This window comes from Kineococcus rhizosphaerae (assembly GCF_003002055.1).
In the GTDB taxonomy this organism is placed as follows: domain Bacteria; phylum Actinomycetota; class Actinomycetes; order Actinomycetales; family Kineococcaceae; genus Kineococcus; species Kineococcus rhizosphaerae.
The window spans coordinates 100,020-122,713 of record NZ_PVZF01000004.1; the positions used below are offsets into that span (position 1 = coordinate 100,020).

Genomic DNA, 22,694 nt, shown 5'->3' on the forward strand with positions numbered 1-22,694 from the left:
TGGACCGGCCGAGCGGGAGCTCAGTCGGAGACGGTGATGCCCATGGAACGGGCGGTGCCGGCGATGATGCGCGCGGCCATGTCGACGTCCTTGGCGTTGAGGTCCTGGAGCTTCTGCTCCGCGATCTCGCGGACCTGCGCGGTGGTCAGGTTCGCGACCTTCTTCACGTGGGGCTCGCCGGAGCCCTTCTCCACGCCCGCAGCCTTCTTGATGAGCTCGGCGGCCGGCGGGGTCTTGGTGATGAAGGTGAACGAGCGGTCCTCGTAGACCGTGATCTCGACCGGGATGACGTTGCCGCGCTGGGACTCGGTCTGCGCGTTGTACGCCTTGCAGAACTCCATGATGTTCACGCCGTGCTGACCGAGCGCGGGGCCGATCGGCGGGGCCGGGGTCGCCTGGCCGGCCTTGATCTGGAGCTTGATGAGACCGGCGACCTTCTTCTTGGGGGGCATGCGCCATCCCTTTCGCTTCGACGTGAACGGCCCTTCGGTGCCCGCGGATCGGGCGACGAGTGGTTGGAGGCCGCCGTCCAGTCTACGGGCGCAGGGCGCAGGCCCGAAATCCAGGACGCAGCAACCCCCCGACCCGTTGCGGGTCAGGGGGTTGCGCGCGGAGCCCGAGGACTCAGATCTTGGCGACCTGGTTGAAGTTGAGCTCGACCGGGGTCTCGCGGCCGAAGATCGAGACCAGCACGGTGAGCTTCTGGCGGTCGGCGGAGATCTCCGAGATGGTCGCCGGGAGGGTCTCGAAGGGGCCCTCCATGACCGTGACGGACTCGCCGACCTCGAAGTCCACGACCCGGGCCGGGGCCGCCGTCGCGGTGCCGCCGGACGCGGTCTTCTCCCCCGCCTTGGCGGGCTTGGGCGCCAGCGTCGGGGCGAGCATCGAGAAGATCTCGTCCTGGGACAGCGGGACGGGCTGGTGCGTGTTGCCGACGAAGCCGGTGACGCCCGGGGTGTGCCGGACGGCGCCCCACGACTCGTCGGTCAGGTCCATGCGGACGAGGACGTAGCCGGGGATGCGGACGCGGCGGACGTTCTTGCGCTGCCCGTTCTTGACCTCGACGACCTCTTCCATGGGCACCTCGACCTGGAAGATGTAGTCCTCCATGTTGAGGGAGGTCATGCGGGTCTCGAGGTTGGTCTTCACGCGGTTCTCGTACCCGGCGTAGGAGTGGATGACGAACCACTCGCCGGGCAGGCGCCGCAGCTTCTTGCGGAACTCCTCGGTCTCGTCGACGTCGCCCTCACCGGGGTCGAGCGCCTCGTCGTCGCCGGCTGCCGCCCCGTCCTCGGGGGCGTCCTCGGCGGACCCGTCCTCCAGCGGAGCGTCGACGTCACCGGCCTCGTCCCCTTCGGGCGCGCCCAGGACGTCACCGACGGGAGCGTCGGGGGTGTCGGCAACCTGCTCGTCGGCAGCTTCGGCGTCGGCCTCCACGTCGGCGGCCACGTCCTCGGCGTCGTAGGACCGGGTCGCGACGAACGGGTCGTCCGACTGCTCGTCGTCCGAGGGACCCCACTGCTCCGACACGTGCTGACCTGCTTCCTTCGGGGTTCGGGATTCGGGCGCACCAGGCCGGTGCGCGCCGACGCTCGTCAGGACCCGAACACCAGCAGGATGAGCTTGCCGATGCCGTAGTCCAGCAAGGAGACGAAGAGCATCATGACCACGACGAAGACGAGGACGACTCCGGTGTAGCTGAGCAGCTCGCGCCGGCTCGGCCACACGACCTTGCGCAGCTCCTCCACGACCTGGCGCAGGAACAGCAGCAGGCCGGTGCGCTTCCTGGCCTCGGCGGGGTCCGCCACGGCCTTCGTCGTCTGGCTCACCTCGGCTGCCCCGCTCCTGTGTGCTCACCGTCTACGGACGTGCGCCGGGAGTCCCGGAGCACGGTGGTGCTCGCAGGGCAGGAGGGACTCGAACCCACAACCGCCGGTTTTGGAGACCGGTGCGCTACCAATTGCGCCACTGCCCTTCAGCGGATCCACGCTCCCCCGGGGGCGCGCGTCACCACAGCGGCACGGTGGCCGCCTCGACCACCATAGGTGACAGGTGGGGCGCGAGTCGAACCAGTCCCGCGCCGGGGGTGGGAGGATGGCCTCCGTGACCGCCACGACGAGTCCCAGGACCACCCGCAACCGCGTCTCCGCCCGCATCGCGGGGATCGCCGAGTCCGCCACCCTCGCGGTGGACGCCAAGGCGAAGGCCCTCAAGGCCGCCGGTCGTCCGGTCATCGGGTTCGGCGCCGGCGAGCCGGACTTCCCGACCCCGCAGGCCATCGTCGACGCGGCCGTCGCCGCCTGCCAGGACCCGGCCAACCACCGCTACACCCCGGCCGGCGGGCTGCCGGCCCTGAAGGAGGCCATCGCGGCGAAGACGCTGCGCGACAGCGGGTACGAGGTCTCCCCCGGCCAGGTCCTGGTCACCAACGGCGGCAAGCAGGCCGTCTACGAGGCGTTCGCCGCCCTCCTCGACCCGGGCGACGAGCTGCTGCTGCCCGCGCCGTTCTGGACCACCTACCCCGAGGCCGCGCGACTGGCCGGCGGGGTGGCCGTCGAGGTCTTCGCCGGGCTCGAGCAGGGCTACAAGGTCACCGTCGAGCAGCTGGAGGCCGCGCGCACCCCGCGCACCAAGGCCCTGCTGTTCAACTCCCCGTCCAACCCGACCGGGGCGGTCTACTCCCCCGAGGAGGTCCGCGCGATCGGGCGGTGGGCGCTGGAGCACGGCGTGTGGGTCGTCACCGACGAGATCTACGAGCACCTCGTCTACGACGGCGTGCGCGCGGCCCCCGTCGTCGCCGAGGTCCCCGAGCTGGCCGACACGACGATCGTCCTCAACGGGGTCGCCAAGACGTACGCCATGACGGGCTGGCGGGTGGGCTGGATGATCGCCCCCGCCGACGTCGTCGCGGGGGCGGCCAACCTGCAGTCGCACCTGACCTCGAACGTCTCCAACGTCTCCCAGCGCGCGGCGCTGCAGGCCCTGACGGGCGACCTGACCGCCGTGGCGCGGATGCGCGAGGCGTTCGACCGCCGCCGCCGGCTGATGGTGTCGATGCTCGACGCGATCGACGGGGTGGACTGCCCGCTGCCGCAGGGCGCGTTCTACGCCTACCCGAGCGTGGAGAAGCTCATCGGCCGGACGCTGCGCGGGCGCGAGATCACCGACTCCGCCACCCTGGCCGAGCTGATCCTCACCGAGGCCGAGGTCGCGGTCGTGCCGGGCGAGGCCTTCGGCCCGAGCGGGTTCCTGCGCCTGTCGTACGCGCTGGCCGACGCCGACCTCGTGGCCGGCGTGGAGCGGATCCAGCACCTGCTCGCCGAGGTGCGCTGACCGCTCCCGCCCGGGCGACCCGCACGGCACGATGGGTGCGTGCCCACCCCCCGTGAACGCTGGTCGCCCGGTGCCACCGGGGCGACGTCGCTGTGGGTGCGCACCGTCCCCGGCTGGCACGTGGCGTTCGCCCTGTTCGTGGTCATCGCCGGGGTGGTCCTGCTCCTGTCGCACGCCCCGCACCGGGGGTGGGCGGCCGTGGCCGTCGCGGTCGTGGCGCTCGCCTACGTCCTGCTGGGTGCCCCCGGCGCCCGCAGCCGGGGGCGGGGCACCCGCGTCTACCTGGCGGTCGTCGTGGTGGCCCTGGGGGTGGCCTACGCCTGCGAGCCGAGCCTGAACTTCCTGCTCTTCATCGCCTTCCCGCAGGGCTGGTTCCTCACCGACACCCGCCGGGAGGGGACGGCGTGGACGGTCGCCACCGCCGTCTCGGGCCTGGTGGGCATGTCGCTCGGCTACGGCGACGCGGCCCGCACGACGGACATCGCCGTCTCGATGCTCGTGTCGGTGGCGTTCACGTGCGCGCTCGGCTTCTGGATCTCGCGGGTCATCGCCCAGAGCGCCGAACGGGCCGAGCTGATCTCCCAGCTGGAGAGCACCCGCGCCGAACTGGCTGCGGCGCACCACGAGGCCGGCGTCGCCACCGAGCGCGCCCGGCTGGCCGCGGACATCCACGACACCCTCGCGCAGGACTTCACCGGCATCGTCCTCATGGCGCAGACGGCGGCCGCGGCGGCGGGCGAGGACGCGCTCCGCCGGCGGTTGGCCGTCATCGAGGACGCCGCCCGCGCCGGTCTGGCCGAGGCCCGCACGCTGGTCGCGGCGATGAGCCCGGTGGGTCTGGAGGACGCCGGGACGCTGGCCGAGGCGCTGCACCGGCTGGCCGAGCGCGTCTCGCGCGAGAGCGGGGTGTCCGTCGACGTCGTCGTGCGCGGCCAGGACCCGCTGGCCCTGCCGAAGGCGCAGCAGGTCGTCCTGCTGCGCGCCGCCCAGGAGGCGCTGGGCAACGTCCGCAAGCACGCCGGGGCCCGCAGCGCGCACGTCGTGCTGGCCGCCGCCGACGGCAGGGCCACCCTGGAGGTCCACGACGACGGCGTGGGCATCAGCGCCGAGGCCGTGAGCGGTGCGACGGGGTTCGGGCTGGCGGGGACGCGACGGCGGGTCGAGGAGGCCGGCGGGGTGTTCGAGGTCGTCGGGGAACCCGGCGGCGGCACGCGCCTGCGGATCGACGTGCCGTCCGAGCCGGTGCGCGCGTGAGGACCCGGGTCCTGGTCGTCGACGACCACCCCGTCGTGCGCGGCGGGCTCGAGGGACTGCTCCGCGCCGCGGGGGACCTCGAGGTCGTCGGGACGGCCGGTGACGGGCACGAGGCGGTCGAGCTGGTGGGACGGCTGCACCCGGACGTCGTCCTGATGGACCTGCGCATGCCCGGGATGGACGGGGCGACGGCCACGGGCAGGATCCGTCGCGAGCACCCGTCGGTGCACGTCCTGGTGCTGACGACGTACGAGACGGACGCCGACATCGTGCGGGCCGTGGAGGCCGGTGCGACGGGGTACCTGCTCAAGGACACCCCGCTGGCGCAGCTGGCCGAGTCGGTGCGGGCCGCCGCCCGCGGCGAGACGGTCCTGGCCCCGCTCGTGGCGGCCCGGCTGACGGCCCGGTTGCGCTCACCCGGGCACGAGGGCCTCACCCGGCGTGAGCTGGAAGTGCTGGCGGCGGTCTCGCGCGGGTCGACGAACGCGGAGATCGGCCGGGAGCTGTTCATCGGGGAGGCCACGGTCAAGACGCACCTGCTGCGGGCCTTCGCCAAGCTCGGCGTCGACGACCGCACGCACGCGGTGACCGTGGCGATCCAGCGGGGACTGCTGCCCCCGCCCGCGTGAGCGTCGCGCCTGCGGCGGGGAGGGGCGGGCAGGACGAGGAGCGGGGCGTGCTGGCAGACTCACGGAGCGTGACGCGCGCGGTCGAGACGTTGCCGAAGGCCCACCTGCACCTGCACTTCACGGGCTCGATGCGGCCCAGCACGCTCGTCGACCTCGCCGAGCGCCACGGCACCCGCCTGCCGGCGTCGCTCAGCTCGCCGTCGATGATCACCCTCTCCCCCGACGAACGCGGCTGGTTCCGCTTCCAGCGCCTGTACGACGCCGCGCGCGCCTGCGTCCGGACGGCCGACGACATGCGGCGCATCGTCCTGGAGGCCGCCGCCGACGACGCCGCCGAGGGGTCGCGGTGGCTGGAGCTGCAGGTCGACCCGACGTCCTACGCCGTGCACGTGGGCGGCATCACGCCGGCGCTGGAGATCGTGCTGCAGGCCGCGCGCGACGCGACGGCCCTGACGGGGACCCACGTCGCGGTCGTGGTCGCCGCCAGTCGCACCCGGCACCCCCTGGACGCACGCACGCTGGCCCGGCTGGCGGCCCGGCACGCCGACCAGGGGGTCGTGGGCTTCGGCCTGTCCAACGACGAGCGGCGCGGGGACACCGCCGAGTTCGCCGGCGCCTTCGACATCGCCCGGGACGCGGGCTTGGCCTGCGTGCCGCACTCGGGGGAACTGCTCGGGCCGGACCACGTCGCGACGACGCTCGACGCGCTGCACCCCGACCGGCTCGGGCACGGGGTCCGCAGCGGGGAGGACCCCGCGCTGCTGCAGCGGCTCGTCGAGCGCGGCACCGCCCTGGAGGTCTGCCCCACGAGCAACGTCTCCCTCGGCGTCTACCCCGACCTGGCGCGGGTCCCGTTGCGGCAGCTGGTGTCCGCGGGGGCGACAGTGGCCCTCGGCGCCGACGACCCCCTGCTGTTCGGGCCGCGGCTGGCGGCGCAGTACGTCAGCGCCCGCGAGGACCACGGGTTCGACGACGCGGGCCTGGCGGCGCTGGCGAAGGCGTCGATCAGCGCCTCCCGGGCCCCGGCGGAGGTGAAGCGGGCGCTGCACGCCGAGGTGGACGACTGGCTGGCGGCTCCTGCGGCGGAAACGGGGACGGGACGGGTCACTGTGTGATTGACTCAATGAGTTGATTCATTGATCCCCCGGGAGGTCACCGTGTTCGGACCCGTGGTCGCAGTCCTGCCCCTGTCGCTCTTCCTCCTCGCCGGCCTCGCCGTGGGCGGGGTGCTGCTCGTCCGGCGGGTCCCGTCGACGGACCTGACGGCACCCGTCGTGCGGGCCAGGCGGCGGGGCACGACGGTGGCGGTCCTCGCGGTCGCACTGGCCGTGGCGCTCTTCGTGCTCGGGACCTCGCTCCCCCAGACCAGCCTGCGGCGGACCCAGCTGATCGCCGTCGTCCCCCTGGCCGCCGCGGCCCTGCACGCCGCGGTGCTGCTCGTCGGGGAGCTGAGCTGGCCGCGACCGGCCCAGCGGGTGCGCTCGGCACGCCTGGCCGTGCGGTCCGTGCGGCAGGACGCCCCCCGCGGGATGCTGACCCTCTTCACGCTCGCGTGCGCCCTGACCTGGGCGGTGTGCGTGGCCGGGACCGCGATGGCCGCCGACGACGGCAGGTCCTACGAGCTCGTCCAGGGCCCGATGACCAGCGCGCACGGCCCGTTCCCCGGAGCCTTCTACGCCGGGCCGATCGCCCTCGCGGCCGCCGCCGTCGTCGCCGTGACCTGGGCGGTCCTGCTCCGCGTCCCGCAGCGCCCGGCCGTCACGGGTGCCGACGCCGTCACCGACGGGGCTCTGCGACGAGCCGCGGCCCACCGCGCCCTGCGCGTCTCCACCGCCGGTCTGCTGGGCACCAGCGCCGCGATGCTCGTCCTGGGCGGACTGGCCGTGCACGGCGTGGGGGGGTCCTGGGGGGAGTACGTCGGGGGCACCCTCGTCGAGCACGAGGTGAGCGTCCCCGCGTGGGCGGACGGACTGGCGGCCGCGGTCGCCTGCGGCGGGGGGCTGCTCGCCCTGTTCGCCCTCGCCGTCCTGCTCGTCCCCGCCCGCGGGATCCGCCGACTGGAGACCGTCCGGTGACCGAGCTGCGCGTCGTCGTCGACACCGGCTCCCCCGTCCCCGCCTACGAGCAGCTGCGCGAGCAGGTCACCACCCTGGTCACCACCGGGGCGCTGACCGACGGCGACCGGCTGCCCGCGGCCCGCGCCCTGGCCGCCGACCTCGGGCTGGCCGTCGGGACGGTCCAGCGCGCCTACCGCGAGCTGGAGCTCGCCGGGACCGTGGTGTCCCGGCGCCGCACGGGGACGGTCGTGACCGCCCGGGTCTCGGTCGAGGAGGACGTGCGGTGGGCGGCGGAGGGGTTCGCCGAACGGGCCCTGAGCTCGGGGCTGTCCACCGACCAGGCCCTCGACGTCGTCCGCGCCGCCCTGGACCACGTGGCCCGTTCTAGAGAGACGCCCCGACGAGCACCGGCTCGTTGACCAGGCGGATCCCGAACTCGCGCTCGACCCCGGCCACGACGGTCCGGGCGAGGTCGAGCAGGTCGGCGGCGTGCGCGCCGCCGCGGTTGGTCAGCGCGAGGGTGTGCTTGGTCGACAGCGTCGCCGGACCCGGGGCGCCGTAGCCCTTGCCGAAGCCCGCGCGGTCGATGAGCCACGCCGCCGACGTCTTGACCAGCCCGTCACCCGCCGGGAACCGGGGGGCGTCGGCGGGCAGCTCCTGCGCCTGGGCGGACGTGAGCACCGGGTTGGTGAAGAACGACCCGGCGCTCCAGGTGTCGTGGTCGCTGCGGTCGGCCGGGTCCCAGACCATGCCCTTGCCCGCGCGCAGCTCCAGCACGGCCTCGCGGACCGCGGCGGCGGGGGCGACGTCGCCGACCTCGACGCCGAGGCGGCGCGCGAGCTCGGGGTAGCGGACCGGCGGGGTGCGCAGCGGGAACTGGAACGTCACGTCCAGCACGACGTAGCGGCTCTCGGGGTGCTCACCGGCGAGGGCCGTGCGGGACGTCTTCAGCACCGACGAGCGGTACCCGAACTCCAGCTCGGCGGCGGCGAACGTCCGCTGCCGCCGCTCGACGCGGTCCCAGGTGCGGACGGTCTCGACGGTCTGAGCGACCTCCTGCCCGTACGCCCCGACGTTCTGCACCGGCGTCGCGCCGACGCTGCCGGGGATCCCGGACAGGGCCTCGACGCCGCCCCAGCCCCGCTGCACCGCCGTGGCGACGAAGTCGTCGAACCGGTGACCGGCGGCGACCGTCACGACGCCACCGCCGCAGGCGTCCTCGGAGGCCACGCTCAGGCCGGACGTGGCGACGTGGACGACCGTGCCGGGGAAGCCCTCGTCGGCGACGAGCAGGTTCGACCCGCCCGCGACGAGCAGCAGCGGTTCGCCGGCGGCGTCGGCCGCCGAGACGGCCTCCACCAGCTCGGCGTCGGTCGTGGCCTCGACGAGGCGGCGGGCGGGGCCACCGACGCGCAGGGTGGTCAGGTCAGCCAGGGACGTCACGAGGACAGCTTGCCCCGCCCCAGGGCCGCACCCGCGTGGTGGGGCGCGGTCGCGGCGGCGACGAACAGCGCGACGACGGCGGCCACGGCCGCCGCGGTGACGGCGTGCACGACCCCCACGTGGTCGGCCAGCAGCCCCAGCACCGGGGGGCCGGCCAGGAAGGCGGTGTACCCGACGGAGGAGACGACGCTGACGCGCACGGCGGCGTTGACCTCCTCGTCGCCCGCGGCGCTCATGCCCGTCGGGAAGCCCAGCGCCGTGCCCAGGCCCCACAGCAGGGCACCGGCCACCGCGACCGCGACGCCGGGCGACAGGACGAAGACGACGACCCCCACCGCGGCGACGGCCGCGCTGAGGCGCAGCGCGACGACGCGGCCGAGCCGGTCCAGCACCACCGGCCCGCCGACGCGCCCCAGGGTCATCGCCACCACGAACACGGTGAACCCCGCGACCCCCGTGGAGTGCGAGGCATCGTGCCCGTCGACGATCCCCAGGGCCAGCCAGTCGTTCGCGGTGCCCTCGACGAAGGCCATGCACAGCACCAGGACGCCGATGACGAGCGTGCGCGGTTCGCGCCAGGCCTGGCCCAGGGTGATGGACCCGGCGGGGCGGTCCTCGTCGGTGGCGGGAGCGGCTGCGGGCAGGAAGGAGCGGGTGGCGACGGCGGCCCCGGCCACGCCCAGCAGCGCGATCGCCCCCAGGTGGGCCCACGTGGGCACGTCGAGGCGCAGGAGCAGCACCGCCAGCCCCGCGGACAGGACGCTGCCCAGGCTCCAGGCCGCGTGGAAGCGGGACATGATCGAGCGGTCCAGGCGCCGTTCGACGGCGGAGCCCTCGACGTTCATCGCGACGTCCCAGCTCGCCGTGCCGGCCCCGGTGAGGAACAGGCCGACCGCGGCCGGGGCCACGAGCCCGAAGCCGTCGACGGACGTGGAGACGAGCAGCAGCCCCAGGGCCACGGTGCACGCGCCGGCGACCACCGTGCGGGCGGGGCCGATGCGCAGCACGACGGCACCGGCCAGGGGCATGGTGACGACCGATCCGACGGCCATCGCCAGCAGCAGGACGCTCATGCCGCCGTTCGACAGGCCCAGGGTGTCGCGGACGGAGGGGATGCGGGAGATCCAGGCGGAGGTGACCGCCCCGTTGAGCACGAAGGCCGCGTAGACGGCCGTCCTCGCTCGCAGCGCCGCCAGCGAGGGACCGCTCACCGGAGCCTGACGACCGCTCGGGCCCGGGTCAGGACCTTCGCGCCGGCGCTGGTGACGACCAGGTCGACCTCGGCGGTGCCCGCCTCGGCGTCGACCGCGACGACCGTGCCCGCGACCTCGACGACGGCCGGCTCGTCGGCGCTCACCACGACGGGGGCGGTGAACTTCGTGCCGTAGGACAGGACGCGGCTCGGGTCCCCCGCCCAGTCGGCGACGACGGTCCCGGCCAGGCCCATGGTCAGCATGCCGTGGGCGATGACGTCGGGCAGGCCGACGGCCCGGGCGGTCGCCTCGTCGAGGTGGATCGGGTTGCGGTCCCCCGAGGCCTCGGCGTAGGTGGCGAGGTCGGCCCGGGAGAGCTCGTAGCGCGCGACGGGCAGTTCGGTGCCGACCTCGACGGTCACGGTTCCTCCGGGGCGCGCACGACGAGCATCGACGTGACGGTCGTCACGGGGGTGCCGTCGGCGAGGGTGAGCTCGGTGCGGGTGGTCACCATGGCGTTGCCGCGCACGACGCGGACGCGGTCCACGTGGACCTCGGCGGCGAGCTCGTCCCCGGCGACGATCGGGCGGTGGTGGGTGAACTGCTCCTCGCCGTGGACGACGCGGGAGAAGTCGATGCCGGCGGCCGGGTCGGAGATGAACTGGGCCTCGGCGGCCTGGGCGAGCGTCACCGCGAACGTGGGCGGCGCCACGACGTCGGCGAAGCCGAGCTCGTTGGCCGCGGCGGTGTCGTGGTGGCTGGGGTGGGCCGCCCGCACGGCCCGGGCGAAGGCCCGGACCGCGTCGGCGGTCACCGTGGTCGTGCCGTTCGGGGGGTACACGCGCCCCGCGAAGGACTCGTCGACGCTGACGGTCGTCACAGTGGCGTGCGCTCCCCGGGTCGGTGCGAGGGTCAGCGGGTCTCGCGGTGCGTGGTCTTCTTGCCGCAGCGCGGGCAGAACTTCGCCAGGTCGAGACGGTCGGGGTCGTTCCGACGGTTCTTCTTGGTGATGTAGTTCCGCTCCTTGCACTCGGTGCAAGCCATGGTGATCTTCGGGCGGACGTCGGTGCTCTTGGCCACGGCCGGGTGCCTCTTCCTCAGTGTCGTGAAACGCGGGCGGTCGAGTGCGCCGCCGATCCGCGTACCAGGGTACGCGACCAGCGCGCCGCGCCCGAACGTGCGACGAGCGGCCACCCGTGGGGGCGACCGCTCGGGGCGTGTCGTGCGCTGTAGCGAGGGCCGGACTCGAACCGGCGACCTAACGATTATGAGCCGTTCGCTCTAACCAACTGAGCTACCCCGCCGTGCGTCCGGCGGAGACCGCCGGCTGCGAGCCCCGATCGAGGATTGAACTCGAGACCTCTTCCTTACCAAGGAAGTGCTCTACCACTGAGCTATCGGGGCATTACGTCTTGCAGTGCCGCGTGCGCGGCCTGTGACGACCTTACACGCCACGACCCGGTGCTCGGGACGAGCACCGGGTCGCGACTCGCGACGTGGCGGGTGATGGATTCGAACCAACGTAGGCTACGCCGGCGGATTTACAATCCGCTCCCTTTGGCCGCTCGGGCAACCCGCCAGTGCCACCAGCGAGCTGGTGACGGTGAGACCATAGCAAGACCGAGGCGGTGCCCAAAACCGGACTCGGGACCGACACCCCACCCCCGTCCCCAGGAGGACCCCGCGTGCCCAGCGACTCGTCGTTCGACGTCGTCAGCAAGGTCGACCGCCAGGAGGTCGACAACGCCCTCAACCAGGCCGCCAAGGAGATCGCCCAGCGCTACGACTTCAAGGGCGTGGGCGCCGACGTCCGCTGGAGCGGCGAGCAGATCCTCATGGTCGCCAACTCCGAGGACCGCGTGAACGCCGTCCTCGACGTCCTGCAGACCAAGCTGATCAAGCGCGGCGTCTCCCTCAAGGTCCTCGACCTGTCCGACCCGGTGCAGTCGGGCAAGGAGGTCAGGATCACCGCCGACCTCAAGGAGGGCCTGGCCCAGGACGTCGCGAAGAAGATCGGCAAGATCATCCGCGACGAGGGCCCCAAGGGCGTCAAGACGCAGATCACCGGCGACGAGATGCGCGTGACGTCCAAGAGCCGCGACGAGCTGCAGGAGGTCATCGCCCTGCTCAAGGGCGCCGACCTCGACGTGGCGCTGCAGTTCGTGAACTACCGCTGATGCGGCGACGGGACCTGCTCGGGCTCACCCTGGCCGGCGGGCTGCTGGCCGGGTGCGGGGACGGGGACGGGGAGGCCACCCCCTCCGCCACGGACACCCCGACCGGAGCCGCGAGCGGGTCCCCGTCCGGGCCACCGGACCCCGCCACGGACGACTCGTTCGTCCCCGAGGGCCTGTCCCGCGACCAGCTGACGGTCTTCCGCTACGGCGAGCACTACCGGCAGGTCTCGGACCTGTGGGTGCCGGTGGGCGAGCACGCGGGCTTCCTCGTCGTCGCCGTGCACGGCGGCGGCTGGGACGACACCAACGACCGCCGGGACCTGAACGTCCTCGTGGCCGACCTCGTGGGCCGCGGCTACCCGACGCTGAACGTCGACTACCGGGGCTTCGGGGAGAACGGCGGGTGGCCGGGGACGTTCACCGACACCGGTCAGGCCGTCGACCTCGCCGCCGACGCCGCGGCGAAGGCCTCCGTGCCCGCCGACCGGATCGCCTTCGTCGGGCACTCCGCCGGCGGTCACCTCGCGATGTGGGCCGCGGCCCGGCACACCCTGGCCGCCGACCAGCCCGCCGCGAACCCCCGGGTCACCCCGGCGCTGGCGGCCTCGCTGGCGGGGGTCCTGCACCCGTCGGTCGACTACGGCGAGAACGACCTCGTGGAGGCGCTGTTCGGCGGCCTGCCCGACCAGCAGCCCGACCGGTTCGCCTACGGCGACCCGTCGCTGCGCGTGCCGTACGGCATGCCGCTGTTCGCCGGGGCCGGGCTGGCCGACGAGGTCGTCCCGGTCTCCCAGACGCAGTTCTTCGCCGACGCGGTGACGCGGGCCGGGGACACGATCGACGTGCAGCTCCTCGACGGGGCGACGCACGACGACGCGAAGGCCCCGGACGGGCCGGTCGTGCCGCTGTTCCGCGACTGGCTGGAACAGCACTTCGCCTGAGCGTCGCAGGGCGTCAGCGCCGGTAGCCCGCCAGCGCCTCCAGGCGCGCGATGCGCTCGGCCATGGGCGGGTGGGTGGAGAACAGCTTCGCCACCCCCTGCCCGCGGAACGGGTTCGCGATCATCATGTGGCTGGAGTTCACGAGCTCTCGCTCGGGCGGCAGCGGCAGCTCACGGGTGCCCAGCTCCAGCTTGCGCAGCGCCGAGGCCAGCGCGAGCGGGTCCCCCGTCAGCTTCGCGCCGTCCTCGTCGGCGTCGTACTCGCGGGTGCGCGAGATGGCGAGCTGGATGACGGTCGCGGCCAGCGGCGCCATCAGGGAGAGCAGCAGCACCGCCAGCGGGTTCGGCCGGTCCTCGTCGCGGCCGCCGCCGAGCATCGAGCCGAAGAGCGCCCCGAACTGCGCGATCGAGGTGATGACCCCGGCGAGCGCCCCCGCGACCGAGCTCGTGAGGATGTCGCGGTTGTAGACGTGCATGAGCTCGTGGCCGAGGACGCCGCGCAGCTCCCGCTCGTCGAGCATCTGCAGGATGCCCTCGGTGCAGCACACGGCGGCGTTCTCGGGGTTGCGGCCCGTCGCGAAGGCGTTGGGCGCCATGGTCGGGGAGACGTAGAGCCGGGGCATGGGCTGGCGGGCCGTCGTCGACAGCTCCCGCACGATCCGGTACATGCCGGGCTGCTCGGCCTCGGAGACGGGCCGCGCGCGCATCGAGCGCAGGGCGAGGGCCGCGGAGTTCCAGTACCCGTAGGCCGAGGTGCCGACACCGAGGACGACGAAGACGAGCAGAATCACGGGCGCTCGGAAGGACGAGGCCAGCAGGGCGCCGATGAGGAGCAGGACGGCCCAGATCGCGCCGAACAGGACGGCGGTCTTCAGGCCGTTGTGGTGCCGGTGCATCCAGTCCCTTCCCCCGTGCGAGGTTCCCCAGGGCTGAACGCCCCGGGCCCCCCGCGCGTTCCGGTCAGCGGTGCCGGCCCGTGACGGCCGTCACGACACCCAGCGCGATCATCGAGGCGCCGCCGACGCGGGTGACGGTCCGCAGCCGGGCGGGCCGGCCGAGGAAGGCCGAGCGGACCCGGGCGGCCAGCAGTCCCCAGCCGCTGTCGCAGACGAGGCCGATGAGGACGGGGACGAGGCTGAGCAGGGCCATCTGCACGGGGACCGGACCCGCCGCGGGGTCGACGAACTGGGGCAGGACCGCCGCGAAGAGCACGAAGACCTTGGGGTTGCTGACGCCGACGAGGACCCCGGCGCGGACCGCCCGGCCCGCCGACCGCTCCGGCCCACCGGCGGGTCCGGGGGCCGTCCCGGGGGTGTGGCCGGCCCCGCGCAGGGCCTGCACCCCGAGCAGGACGAGGTAGGCGGCCCCGGCCAGCTTGACGACCTCGAGCGCGACGTCCCAGCGCTGCAGCACCGGCCCGAGCCCGACGGCGATCACGAGGGCGGCGCCGAGGCTGCCGAGGGAGTTGCCGAGCACGCTGGCCAGCGCCGCCGCGCGGCCGTGGGCCAGGGCGCGCCCGACGACGAACAGCACGCTGGGACCGGGCACGAGGATGATCACGGCGCTGGTGGCGGCCAGCGCGAGGACCTGCTCGAGCGTCAGCGGCACCCCGTCAGCGTAGGCGTCCGACGGTTGCGTGATGCATGTGGACTGTGAGTGACTTCGCTGAGACGCCAGGACGGGTGGACACGGGAGGTGCGGGTGACGACGGGCACCGACCGGCGGGCCGGGACCCTGCTCGCGCTGGCCACCGCCCTCGCCGCGACCGACAGCGTGGAGGACGTGGCGCTCGCCGTGCGGGACGTCGCGCGCGCGGACCTCGACGCCTGCTACGCGGCCGTGTCCATGATCGAGGGGCCCTGGCTGACGACCCCCGCGCTGGGCCAGCTCGACGACGACACCGAGCAGCGCTGGCTGCGGTTGCCCCTGGACCTCGACTCCCCCGCCCACCGCGTGGCCCGCTCCGGCCGGCCCCTGGTCTTCGCCACCCGCGACGAGCTCCTGGGGGCCTTCCCCGGCATCGCCGACCCGCTGCGCCGCACCGGCTTGCGCGCCGGCTACGTGCTGCCGCTGCTGATCTCGGGCGGGTTCCGGATCGGGGCGCTGAGCATCGCGTGGGACGAGGACCGGCCCCTCGTCGAGGAGGACCGGCAGCTGGTGACGGCCTTCGCCGGCGCGACGGCGCAGGCGGCCCGGCGGGCCCAGCTGTACCGCGAGCGCCGCGACGTCGCGCACACCCTGCAGGCCGCGATGCTGCCCGAGCTGCCGACGCTGCCGGGCCTGGAGCTGGCGAGCCGGTACCTGCCGTGGTCCCCGACCGACGAGCAGGTCGGCGGCGACTGGTACGACGTCATCCCGGTGCCCGACGGCGGGGTCCTGCTGCTCATCGGGGACGTGGCGGGACACGACATCGAGGCGGCGGCCCGGATGGGCCGGGTGCGCTCGATGTTCCGGGCCCTGGCCGTCGACCACCCCGAGGAGGACCCCGCCGCGCTGGTGAGCCGGCTCGACCACGTCCTCGACGTCCTGCACGACCAGACGCTGGCGACGATGGCCGTGGTGCGGCTCGACCCGCCGGGGACGCCGCGGACGGTGCGGTGGACGACGGCCGGGCACCCCCCGCCGCTGCTCGTGGACCCCCGCGGGCGCAGCTCGGCGCTGCTGCGCGAACCGGACCTGCCGCTGGGGGTGGCCCCGGACCGCCCCCGGCACGACCACGAGCTGCCGTGGCCGGCGGGCGGTTCCCTCGTCCTGTACACCGACGGGCTCGTCGAGCGGCGCGGGCGGGACGTGGGTGAGGGGATCCGGGACCTGCGCAGCAGGCTCGAGCGGACGCACACCGAACCCCTGGAGGCGCTGCTCACCGAGCTGGTCGCCGAGCACGCCGCCACCAGCGAGGACGACTGCGCGGTCCTGGCCGTGCGCGACCTGCCCTGACCCCCCGGCCCGCGGGGTCAGGGACGCCGGTGGGAGGCGCCGACGTGGTCGGCCGGCAGCCGCGGGCCGGCCCCGAGCCGTTCGCGCAGGGTCGTGCCCGGCGCGACCCGCGGGGCGATCCGGCCCCGGCGCTCCAGCTCGGGCACGAGGTGGTCGACGACGTCGGCGAAGGTGCCCGGCAGCGTGGCGTACATGAGGTTGAACCCGTCGACGTCGGCCTGCTCGGCGAACTCCTCGAGCTGGTCGGCCACGGTCTGCGGGGACCCGGCCAGCACCGGCCCGCGCCCGCCGACGGTGACGAACCGCGCGAGGTCGTCGATCGTCCACTCGCGGTCGGGGTCGTCGGTGAAGCTGCGCAGCGCGGAGCGGTTGGCGTCGGTGGTGACGTGCTGCAGCGTCTCGCCGGGGTCCAGACCGGCGAGGTCGACCCCGGTCCAGCCGCCGAACAGCGCGAGGGCCCCCTCGCGGCTGGCGTGCTCGCGGTAGTCGGCCAGCAGGGCCCGCGCCTCGGCGTCGGTGCTGCGCACGACGGCGGTCAGGCCGGCGTACACGGCGACCGAGCGGGGGTCGCGACCGGCTTCGGAGATCTTGCGGCGCAACGAGTCCACCGACCGGCGGGCGATCGCGGCGGTGGGCGCGATGACGAAGACGCACTCGGCGTGCCGGGCGGCGAACTCCTGCCCGCGCGGGGAGGACCCCGCCTGGAAGATCACGGGCGTGCGCTGCGGGGACGGTTCGCACAGGAACGCGCCGGGCACGTCGAAGTAGCGGCCGTGGTGGTCGATGTCGTGGACCTTGGCGGGGTCGGCGTAGACGCCGCGCGCGGTGTCGCGCACGACGGCGTCGTCCTCCCAGGACCCCTCCCACAGCTTGTAGCAGACCTCGAGGTACTCCTCGGCGACGTCGTACCGCTCGTCGTGGGCGACCTGCGCGGAGAAACCCAGGTTCCTGGCGGCGGAGTCGAGGTAGCCGGTCACGACGTTCCACGCGACGCGGCCGTCGGTGAGGTGGTCCAGCGTCGTCAGCCGCCGGGCCAGCGAGTACGGCTGCTCGTAGGTCGTCGTGACGGTCAGCCCGAAGCCGAGGGTCCGCGTGACGGCCGCCATGGCCGAGACCGCGGCCAGCGGGTCGTTGACGGGCACCTGCACGGCGCCGCGCACGGCCGCGTCGCGCGAGCCGGCGTAGACGTCGTAGGTGCCGAGGACGTCGGCGAGGAACAGCGCGTCGAACCCGCCGCGCTCGAGGAGCTGGGCGAGGTCGGTCCAGTGCCGCAGCGTGCGGTAGTCGGCGCTGCGGTCCTCCGGGCGCGACCACAGGCCGGCGGCCTGGTGCCCGACGCAGGCCATCGTGAAGGCGTTCAGCCGCAACGGGTTCACCGGGCACCCGCGTCCAGGGGCGCGTGCGCGGTCTCGCGGGTGAGCGCGGCCGAGACGGTCGTCAGGACCGCCAGGAGCGAGAGGTAGCCCGCGACCAGCCACGGGCGTCCGCCCCCGGCCGCCAGCAGCGAGGCGGCGATGAGGGGCGTCAGGCCACCGCCGAGGACGGCCCCGATCGAGTACCCCAGCGACGCCCCGCTGTAGCGGGTGCGGTCGTCGAACTGCTCGGCGAAGAACGCGCCCTGCGCGCCGTACTGGCTGTCGTGGCCGAGGTTGATCGCGATGACGACCGCGCCGACGATCAGGACCGTCGACCCCGTGTCGAGCAGCAGGAAGGCGGGGACGGTGAACACCGCGGTGAGCACCGCCCCGAACAGGTAGACGGGCCGGCGGCCGATCCGGTCGGACAGCAGCCCCCACAGCGGGGTCGCGGCCAGGCTCAGCACCGAGGCCACGAGGACGGCGAGCAGGCCGACGTCGGCGCCGTCGGAGCGGACGTGGTTCGTCAGGTAGCTGAGGGCGAAGACGGTGTAGAGGACGTACGCGCCGTTCTGCCCCAGCCGCATGCCGGTGGTCAGGAGCACACCGCGCCGGTTGCGCCGCAGCACCTCCGCGACGGGCCGGTGGGCCGTGGCGTCGGCCTCGCGCAACGCCGTGAAGGCCGGGGAGTCGGTGACCTTCAGGCGGATCAGCAGGCCGACGACGACGAGGACGGCGCTGGCCAGGAAGGGGACGCGCCAGCCCCAGGCCAGGAAGGCGTCGTCGCTGGTCAGGGCGCGGGCCAGCCAGAACCCGCCGCTGGCCAGCACCATCCCGGCGGCCGAGCCCATCTGCGGGATCGCCCCGAACAGCCCGCGGCGCCCGGGCGGGGCGTGCTCGACGGACAGCAGGACGGCCCCGCCCCACTCCCCGCCGGCGGAGAAGCCCTGCAGGAGCCGGCACAGGACGAGCAGGACGGGCGCCCAGACCCCGACCTGGGCGTGGGTGGGCAGCACGCCGATCGCGGCCGTCGAGACGCCCATGGTCAGCAGCGAGGCGACGAGGACGACCTTGCGGCCCAGGCGGTCGCCGAGGTGGCCGGCGACGGCGCCGCCGAGCGGGCGGGCCACGAACCCGACGGCGTAGGTGGCGAAGGCGGCGATGACGCCGACCGCGCCGCCGACGGTCGGGAAGAACAGCGGCCCGAGGACGAGGGCGGCCGCGGTGCCGTAGAGGTAGTAGTCGTACCACTCGATCGTGGTGCCGACGAAGCTGCCGAGGGCGGCTCGGCGGCGCGCCAGGCGGGCGCCGGGGCGCACGAGGACGTCGGAGGACTGCGTGGTGCTCACGGGGCTCCCATCGGTCCCGGCGGTAGCACCTGCCCTCGCGGGTGGTTGCTGCGACGTCGACGAGCCGGGTCTCTCGGTCGCTCTGGATGGCTGCGCCGAACCTACGACGGGATGATCGGGTGGGCAAACCGCGTCCCGGGGAGCCCGGGACCACGTGCGGTTCAGAGGTTCGTCACAGGCGGGGGTGGGACGGTGCGCCGTGTGAGGGGATCGACACGCTTCGGAGCCGTCTTCGTCCTCCTGCTCGGCTGCGTCGCCGCCGCCGTCCCCGCGGACCCCACCTCCCCGCGCGCCGCCGCCGGACCCCCCGGCGTCCCCGGCGCGGCCACCGCGCAGGGCGTGGCCACGGCGAAGGTCGTGGCCCTCGGCGACTCCGTGCCCAGCGGCGCCCACTGCGACTGCGACCCCTACCCCGCCCTCGTCGCGCAGGCGCTCGGCCCGGCCTGGTCCCTCGACCAGCTCGCCGAGGACGGGGCGACCTCCACCGACACCGCGCAGACCGCGCAGGACAGCCTGGCGACCATCGGCGGCGGCGACCTCGTCCTGCTCGAGACCGGGGCCAACGACCTCGCGCCGTTCGTCGACGCCGACCCGCTGCCCACGCCCGCCCAGGTCGACACCGCGGTCGACGACGCCGTGGACCGGGTGACCGCGACGCTGGACCGGCTCGGCCCCACGGGCGCCCGCGTCGTCGTCCTGGACTACTGGGCCGTCGGGCTCGACGGGGACGTGGCCGCCCGGACCTACACGGGCCCGCAGGAGCAGGTGCAGGACGAGCTGACGGACGCGTTCGACGACCGCCTCGCGGCCGTCGTCGGGCCGCGCGCCACCGTCGTGGGCCTGCGGCCCGTCTTCCACGGCCCCGACGGCGCGCAGGACCCGACGGCCCTGCTGGCCGACGACGGCGACCACCCCGACACCGCCGGCCACGAGGCCATCGCCGCCGCCGTGCTGGCCGCCCTGCACCGGGAGAACGCCACAGGTTCACCGAACATCCCCTGAGAACGACCGCCGGTGCGCCCGCCCGGATCGATGATCGGTGCAGGCACGCACTCGTGCCCGCGTCCGGCTCGGGGGGAGTCGCAGTGAGCCTGTCCAGCACGACCACTCAGGGGGTGGCCATCGGCGTCGCCGCCCTGGCCCTGGTGGCGGTCATCGTCTTCTGGCGCGGCCTCGCGCGCCGCGGCGTCCTGGGCCTGCTGGCCCGCACGGCGTCCCTGGTCGGCGTCAACGCGACCGTCCTGGTCGCGGTCTTCCTCGTCGTCAACAGCCAGTTCGGCCTGTACTCGTCCTGGTCGGACCTGCTGGGCCTCGAGCACGCGACGACCACGACCACGACCACCGCCGCCGGCGGGACGACGCAGGGCTCGACCCCCGTCGACGACGTCCACCCCCGGCCCCTGGACGGCTACGACGGCCGCGTGGTCAGCGTCGACGTCCCCGGCCCGGCGTCCGGGACCACCGGCCAGGTCCTCGTCGTGCTGCCGAAGGACTACGGGAAGGTGAAGGCGCCCGCGGGCGGCTACCCCGTCCTGGAGGCCTTCCACGGCTGGCCCGGCACCCCCCAGCAGTGGCTGGACGCGATGAAGGTCCTGCCAGCCCTCGACGGGGCCGTGGCCGACCACCAGCTCGCCGAGTCGATCGTCGTCGTCCCCGACCTGGAGATCCCCGCGGGCCGCGACACCGAGTGCGTCGACGGCCCGGCGGGCGAACCGCAGCTGGAGACGTGGCTGGCGCGGGACGTGCCCGCCTACGTCGAGAGCCACTGGACGACCAGCCGGAACGCGGACGGCTGGGCGAGCATCGGCCTGTCGATGGGGGGCTGGTGCGCCAACGAGGTGACGATGCTGCACCCGCAGCAGTTCGGTGCCGCGATCACCTTCGGCGGCTACGCCCGGCTGAACCTCGGCTCCTGGCGCCCCTTCGCCGCGGGCAGCCCGCAGGCCAAGCGGTACGACCTCGTCGCCCTGGCGAAGACCGACCCGCCCGCGGTGAAGCTGTGGGCGCTGGCCTCCAAGAGCGACGGCCTGGCCTGGCCCTCGACCTCGGCCCTGGCCGACGCCGCCCACGGCCCGCTGCAGGTCACGCTCGTGACCCAGCAGCAGGGCGGTCACCGCACGAGCATCTGGGCCGGGTTCGTGCCCCAGGCGCTGCAGTGGCTCGGGGCGAACGAGGAGGGGTTCGCCCCGACCGCCTGATCAGGGGATGGTCGGAGGGTGGTCAGAGGTTGGTCGGGGGGTGGTCAGCCGCGGCGGGCGCGCAGGGCCGCGGTGAGCGCGGGCAGGACCTCGGTGAGGTCGCCCACGACCCCGTAGTCGGCGAACTCGAAGATCGGCGCGTCCGGGTCGTTGTTGATCGCGACGATCGTCTGCGCGGCGGCCATCCCACCCTTGTGGTGCACGGCCCCGGACACCCCGGCCCCCACGTACAGCCGCGGCGAGATCGTCACACCGGTCTGCCCGACCTGCGCCTCGTGCCCGATCCAGCCCTCGTCGGTCGCGACGCGGGTCGCGCCCACGGCCGCCCCGAGGACGTCGGCGAGCTCCTCGACCCCGGAGAAGTCGCCCTCGACCCCGCGGCCGCCGACGACGACGACCTCCGCCTCGGCCAGCGCGGGCCGCTCGCTGCGCGGGCGCGGCTCGCGGGAGACGACGCTCACGGCGCGCGCGGCGGCCGAGGCCTGCACGGCGTGCTCGACGAGCCGCGTCTCGGCCGGCACCGCCAGCGGGGCCGCCTGCACGGCGTGCGGGGCGAGCGCGACCACCGCCAGGGAGGACGCCGCGGCGCAGGCGGTGTCCCACGTCCCGGCCAGGACGGTCTTGCGGGCCGTCCAGTGCCCGTCGGCGAGCTCCACGCCCGAGGCGCCCGTGACGACCCCGGCGCCGGTCCGCACCGCCAGCCGCGCGGCGACCTCCTTGCCCTCGAAGGTCGAGGCAACCAGCAGCAGCGACACGTCGCCCAGGGCGGTCAGGACCGTCTGCAGCCCGTCGACGACCGAGGTCGTCAGGTGCTCGTCGGCGCCCTCGACCCGGACGACGTGCAGCGCGTCCGCGCCGTGGGCGGCCACCACCTCGGCCTGCGGGTCCGCGCCGGTCCAGACGGCGTGCACCGGCAGACCGGTGGTCGAGGCCAGCTGGCGGGCCAAGGTGAGCAGCTCCAGCGAGGTGCTGCGGACGTGGCCGTCGGTGTGGTCGACGAGGACGGCGATGCTCACGCGAAACCCTTCTCGGACAGGTAGTCCACCAGCGCGGGGACGGTCTCGGCGTCCCCGGTGACGAGCACGCGGTCGGAGCGCTCGGGACGTTCGGCGGCCTGCGCGACCCACGTCGCGGACCCGGCGGAGCCCACGGTCGCCGGGTCCACGCCGAGGTCGGCCAGCGACCAGGTCGCGACCGGCTTCTTGCGCGCGGCCACGATCCCCTTGAAGTTCGGGAAGCGGGCGCGGAAGGCCTGGTCGGTCACCGACAGCACCGCCGGGGCGGGCGCGGTGAGCACCTCGACGTCGGTGGAGGTCTCCCGGCGCACCGTGACGAGCCCGTCGGTGACCTCGATGCGGTCGGCCAGCGTGAGCTGGGGCCAGCCCAGGACCTCGGCCAGCGCGGCCGGGACCAGCGACGTCAGCCCGTCCAGGGCCGCCATGCCCGCGACGACGAGGTCGACGGGCTGCTCGGCGTGCAGCTTCGCCACCGCGGCCGCCAGCACGCGGGCCGTGGCGATCGCGTCGGAGCCCGCGAGGGCCTCGTCGCTGACGTGGACGGCGGTGGACGCGCCCATCGCCAGCCCGCGGCGCAGGGCCTCCACGGCCGGGGCCGGGCCGACGGTCAGGACCGTCACGTCGTGGCCCTCCCCCCCGTCGTCCTTCCCGAACCCGGCGGCCTCGGCGGTGCGCAGCCCGGCCTCGAGGGCGTCCTCGTCCAGCTCGTTGAGGGTGTCGTCGTCCCCGCCGCGGACGAGCCGGCCATCCTCCCCCAGGGACCGGGCCGACTGCAGGTCGGGGACGTGCTTGACGCAGACGACGACGCGCACG

The 22,694-nt window shown here is 74.5% G+C and carries 25 protein-coding genes, 4 tRNA genes and 1 riboswitch; of the genes, 11 read left to right on the plus strand and 18 right to left on the minus strand.

Features of this window, described 5'->3' with window-relative positions:
• Window positions 1-20: 20 nt before the first annotated feature.
• From rplK to CLV37_RS09645, 4 genes are all read right to left on the minus strand, one after another.
• On the minus strand, window positions 21-452 hold the full coding sequence (gene rplK / locus CLV37_RS09630; RefSeq protein WP_106209645.1) for a 50S ribosomal protein L11: 432 nt from the start codon (window positions 450-452) through the stop codon (window positions 21-23).
• Window positions 453-624: 172 nt separating this feature from the next.
• Window positions 625-1,530: a transcription termination/antitermination protein NusG gene (gene nusG, locus CLV37_RS09635; protein WP_106209647.1), complete on the minus strand. Its 906-nt coding sequence runs from the start codon at window positions 1,528-1,530 to the stop codon at window positions 625-627.
• A gap of 65 nt (window positions 1,531-1,595) precedes the next feature.
• Window positions 1,596-1,829, minus strand: a complete 234-nt coding sequence (secE, locus tag CLV37_RS09640; RefSeq protein ID WP_106209649.1) for a preprotein translocase subunit SecE — start codon at window positions 1,827-1,829, stop codon at window positions 1,596-1,598.
• A gap of 73 nt (window positions 1,830-1,902) precedes the next feature.
• Window positions 1,903-1,975, minus strand: a tRNA-Trp gene (locus CLV37_RS09645).
• 119 nt (window positions 1,976-2,094) lie between these two features.
• Here CLV37_RS09645 and CLV37_RS09650 point away from each other — a divergent pair.
• The 6 genes from CLV37_RS09650 to CLV37_RS09675 all read left to right on the plus strand — a co-directional run bounded on the left by CLV37_RS09650 (window position 2,095) and on the right by CLV37_RS09675 (window position 7,692).
• Entirely contained in the window at window positions 2,095-3,333 is a 1,239-nt protein-coding gene (locus CLV37_RS09650; protein ID WP_106209651.1) for a pyridoxal phosphate-dependent aminotransferase, read from the plus strand.
• 39 nt (window positions 3,334-3,372) lie between these two features.
• Window positions 3,373-4,587 (plus strand): sensor histidine kinase, encoded by a 1,215-nt coding sequence (locus CLV37_RS09655; protein WP_106209654.1) that lies wholly within the window; start codon window positions 3,373-3,375, stop codon window positions 4,585-4,587.
• Entirely contained in the window at window positions 4,584-5,216 is a 633-nt protein-coding gene (locus tag CLV37_RS09660) for a response regulator (protein ID WP_106209656.1), read from the plus strand. Before CLV37_RS09655 ends, CLV37_RS09660 begins: the two co-directional genes overlap by 4 nt.
• Before the next feature lie 68 nt (window positions 5,217-5,284).
• Window positions 5,285-6,331, plus strand: coding sequence for an adenosine deaminase (locus CLV37_RS09665; protein ID WP_245885337.1), 1,047 nt, complete (start codon window positions 5,285-5,287; stop codon window positions 6,329-6,331).
• Between the two features lie 42 nt (window positions 6,332-6,373).
• Window positions 6,374-7,291: a hypothetical protein gene (locus CLV37_RS09670; RefSeq protein ID WP_106209661.1), complete on the plus strand. Its 918-nt coding sequence runs from the start codon at window positions 6,374-6,376 to the stop codon at window positions 7,289-7,291.
• The gene (locus tag CLV37_RS09675; RefSeq protein ID WP_106209663.1) at window positions 7,288-7,692 is read left to right on the plus strand and encodes a GntR family transcriptional regulator; all 405 of its coding nucleotides are present in this window, start codon (window positions 7,288-7,290) and stop codon (window positions 7,690-7,692) included. The genes CLV37_RS09670 and CLV37_RS09675 overlap by 4 nt, the downstream gene beginning before the upstream one ends.
• On the opposite strand, the gene CLV37_RS09680 is transcribed toward CLV37_RS09675, so the two are convergent.
• The 8 genes from CLV37_RS09680 to CLV37_RS09715 all read right to left on the minus strand — a co-directional run bounded on the left by CLV37_RS09680 (window position 7,658) and on the right by CLV37_RS09715 (window position 11,488).
• The gene (locus CLV37_RS09680) at window positions 7,658-8,716 is read right to left on the minus strand and encodes a UDP-N-acetylmuramate dehydrogenase (protein WP_106209665.1); all 1,059 of its coding nucleotides are present in this window, start codon (window positions 8,714-8,716) and stop codon (window positions 7,658-7,660) included. The two genes, CLV37_RS09675 and CLV37_RS09680, sit on opposite strands and share 35 nt — an antisense overlap.
• Entirely contained in the window at window positions 8,713-9,927 is a 1,215-nt protein-coding gene (locus CLV37_RS09685) for an MFS transporter (protein WP_106209667.1), read from the minus strand. The genes CLV37_RS09680 and CLV37_RS09685 overlap by 4 nt, the downstream gene beginning before the upstream one ends.
• Entirely contained in the window at window positions 9,924-10,331 is a 408-nt protein-coding gene (locus tag CLV37_RS09690; RefSeq protein ID WP_106209669.1) for a MaoC/PaaZ C-terminal domain-containing protein, read from the minus strand. The genes CLV37_RS09685 and CLV37_RS09690 overlap by 4 nt, the downstream gene beginning before the upstream one ends.
• Window positions 10,328-10,789 carry an FAS1-like dehydratase domain-containing protein gene (locus CLV37_RS09695; RefSeq protein ID WP_106209671.1) on the minus strand — a complete coding sequence of 154 codons (462 nt, stop codon included), beginning with the start codon at window positions 10,787-10,789 and terminating at the stop codon, window positions 10,328-10,330. Before CLV37_RS09695 ends, CLV37_RS09690 begins: the two co-directional genes overlap by 4 nt.
• A gap of 32 nt (window positions 10,790-10,821) precedes the next feature.
• Window positions 10,822-10,989, minus strand: coding sequence for a 50S ribosomal protein L33 (gene rpmG, locus CLV37_RS09700; RefSeq protein ID WP_106209674.1), 168 nt, complete (start codon window positions 10,987-10,989; stop codon window positions 10,822-10,824).
• 150 nt (window positions 10,990-11,139) lie between these two features.
• Window positions 11,140-11,213: transfer RNA gene (locus tag CLV37_RS09705), tRNA-Met, on the minus strand.
• Window positions 11,214-11,241: 28 nt separating this feature from the next.
• Window positions 11,242-11,313, minus strand: a tRNA-Thr gene (locus CLV37_RS09710).
• A gap of 93 nt (window positions 11,314-11,406) precedes the next feature.
• Window positions 11,407-11,488: transfer RNA gene (locus tag CLV37_RS09715), tRNA-Tyr, on the minus strand.
• A 106-nt stretch (window positions 11,489-11,594) separates the two neighbouring features.
• On the opposite strand from CLV37_RS09715, the gene CLV37_RS09720 reads away from it, so the two are divergent.
• Both CLV37_RS09720 and CLV37_RS09725 read left to right on the plus strand, forming a co-directional pair.
• Window positions 11,595-12,086, plus strand: a complete 492-nt coding sequence (locus CLV37_RS09720; protein WP_106209676.1) for a YajQ family cyclic di-GMP-binding protein — start codon at window positions 11,595-11,597, stop codon at window positions 12,084-12,086.
• Entirely contained in the window at window positions 12,086-13,027 is a 942-nt protein-coding gene (locus CLV37_RS09725; RefSeq protein WP_106209678.1) for an alpha/beta hydrolase family protein, read from the plus strand. The genes CLV37_RS09720 and CLV37_RS09725 overlap by 1 nt, the downstream gene beginning before the upstream one ends.
• A gap of 13 nt (window positions 13,028-13,040) precedes the next feature.
• Here CLV37_RS09725 and htpX read toward each other — a convergent pair whose 3' ends face one another.
• Both htpX and CLV37_RS09735 read right to left on the minus strand, forming a co-directional pair.
• Complete coding sequence (gene htpX / locus CLV37_RS09730; RefSeq protein WP_106209680.1) at window positions 13,041-13,922, minus strand: zinc metalloprotease HtpX; 882 nt, start codon at window positions 13,920-13,922, stop codon at window positions 13,041-13,043.
• A gap of 64 nt (window positions 13,923-13,986) precedes the next feature.
• On the minus strand, window positions 13,987-14,634 hold the full coding sequence (locus CLV37_RS09735; RefSeq protein ID WP_211298525.1) for a LysE family translocator: 648 nt from the start codon (window positions 14,632-14,634) through the stop codon (window positions 13,987-13,989).
• A gap of 93 nt (window positions 14,635-14,727) precedes the next feature.
• Between CLV37_RS09735 and CLV37_RS09740 the strand changes: the two genes are divergently transcribed.
• Window positions 14,728-15,963 (plus strand): PP2C family protein-serine/threonine phosphatase, encoded by a 1,236-nt coding sequence (locus CLV37_RS09740; protein ID WP_170127152.1) that lies wholly within the window; start codon window positions 14,728-14,730, stop codon window positions 15,961-15,963.
• A 17-nt stretch (window positions 15,964-15,980) separates the two neighbouring features.
• On the opposite strand, the gene CLV37_RS09745 is transcribed toward CLV37_RS09740, so the two are convergent.
• Together CLV37_RS09745 and CLV37_RS09750 are read right to left on the minus strand one after the other, a co-directional pair.
• Window positions 15,981-17,339, minus strand: coding sequence for an LLM class flavin-dependent oxidoreductase (locus CLV37_RS09745; RefSeq protein WP_106209685.1), 1,359 nt, complete (start codon window positions 17,337-17,339; stop codon window positions 15,981-15,983).
• Window positions 17,336-18,667, minus strand: coding sequence for an MFS transporter (locus tag CLV37_RS09750; protein WP_170127153.1), 1,332 nt, complete (start codon window positions 18,665-18,667; stop codon window positions 17,336-17,338). The genes CLV37_RS09745 and CLV37_RS09750 overlap by 4 nt, the downstream gene beginning before the upstream one ends.
• 4 nt (window positions 18,668-18,671) lie before the next feature.
• A riboswitch (SAM riboswitch) is annotated at window positions 18,672-18,760 on the minus strand.
• Window positions 18,761-18,868: 108 nt separating this feature from the next.
• Between CLV37_RS09750 and CLV37_RS27480 the strand changes: the two genes are divergently transcribed.
• Together CLV37_RS27480 and CLV37_RS27485 are read left to right on the plus strand one after the other, a co-directional pair.
• On the plus strand, window positions 18,869-19,669 hold the full coding sequence (locus CLV37_RS27480) for an SGNH/GDSL hydrolase family protein (RefSeq protein ID WP_170127154.1): 801 nt from the start codon (window positions 18,869-18,871) through the stop codon (window positions 19,667-19,669).
• An 83-nt stretch (window positions 19,670-19,752) separates the two neighbouring features.
• Window positions 19,753-20,865 carry an alpha/beta hydrolase gene (locus CLV37_RS27485; RefSeq protein WP_170127155.1) on the plus strand — a complete coding sequence of 371 codons (1,113 nt, stop codon included), beginning with the start codon at window positions 19,753-19,755 and terminating at the stop codon, window positions 20,863-20,865.
• A 44-nt stretch (window positions 20,866-20,909) separates the two neighbouring features.
• Here CLV37_RS27485 and CLV37_RS09760 read toward each other — a convergent pair whose 3' ends face one another.
• Both CLV37_RS09760 and CLV37_RS09765 read right to left on the minus strand, forming a co-directional pair.
• The gene (locus CLV37_RS09760) at window positions 20,910-21,881 is read right to left on the minus strand and encodes an electron transfer flavoprotein subunit alpha/FixB family protein (RefSeq protein WP_106209687.1); all 972 of its coding nucleotides are present in this window, start codon (window positions 21,879-21,881) and stop codon (window positions 20,910-20,912) included.
• A complete protein-coding gene (locus CLV37_RS09765; protein WP_106209690.1) occupies window positions 21,878-22,693 on the minus strand; it encodes an electron transfer flavoprotein subunit beta/FixA family protein in 816 nt (271 codons plus the stop codon). Before CLV37_RS09765 ends, CLV37_RS09760 begins: the two co-directional genes overlap by 4 nt.
• Window position 22,694: the final 1 nt, after the last annotated feature.

Bases quoted from the DNA above. Each gene is read 5' to 3' on its own strand.
- rplK (WP_106209645.1), bottom strand. From the start codon at position 452: ATGCCCCCCAAGAAGAAGGTCGCCGGTCTCATCAAGCTCCAGATCAAG.
- CLV37_RS09650 (WP_106209651.1), top strand. From the start codon at position 2,095: ATGGCCTCCGTGACCGCCACGACGAGTCCCAGGACCACCCGCAACCGC.
- CLV37_RS09725 (WP_106209678.1), top strand. From the start codon at position 12,086: ATGCGGCGACGGGACCTGCTCGGGCTCACCCTGGCCGGCGGGCTGCTG.
- htpX (WP_106209680.1), bottom strand. From the start codon at position 13,922: ATGCACCGGCACCACAACGGCCTGAAGACCGCCGTCCTGTTCGGCGCG.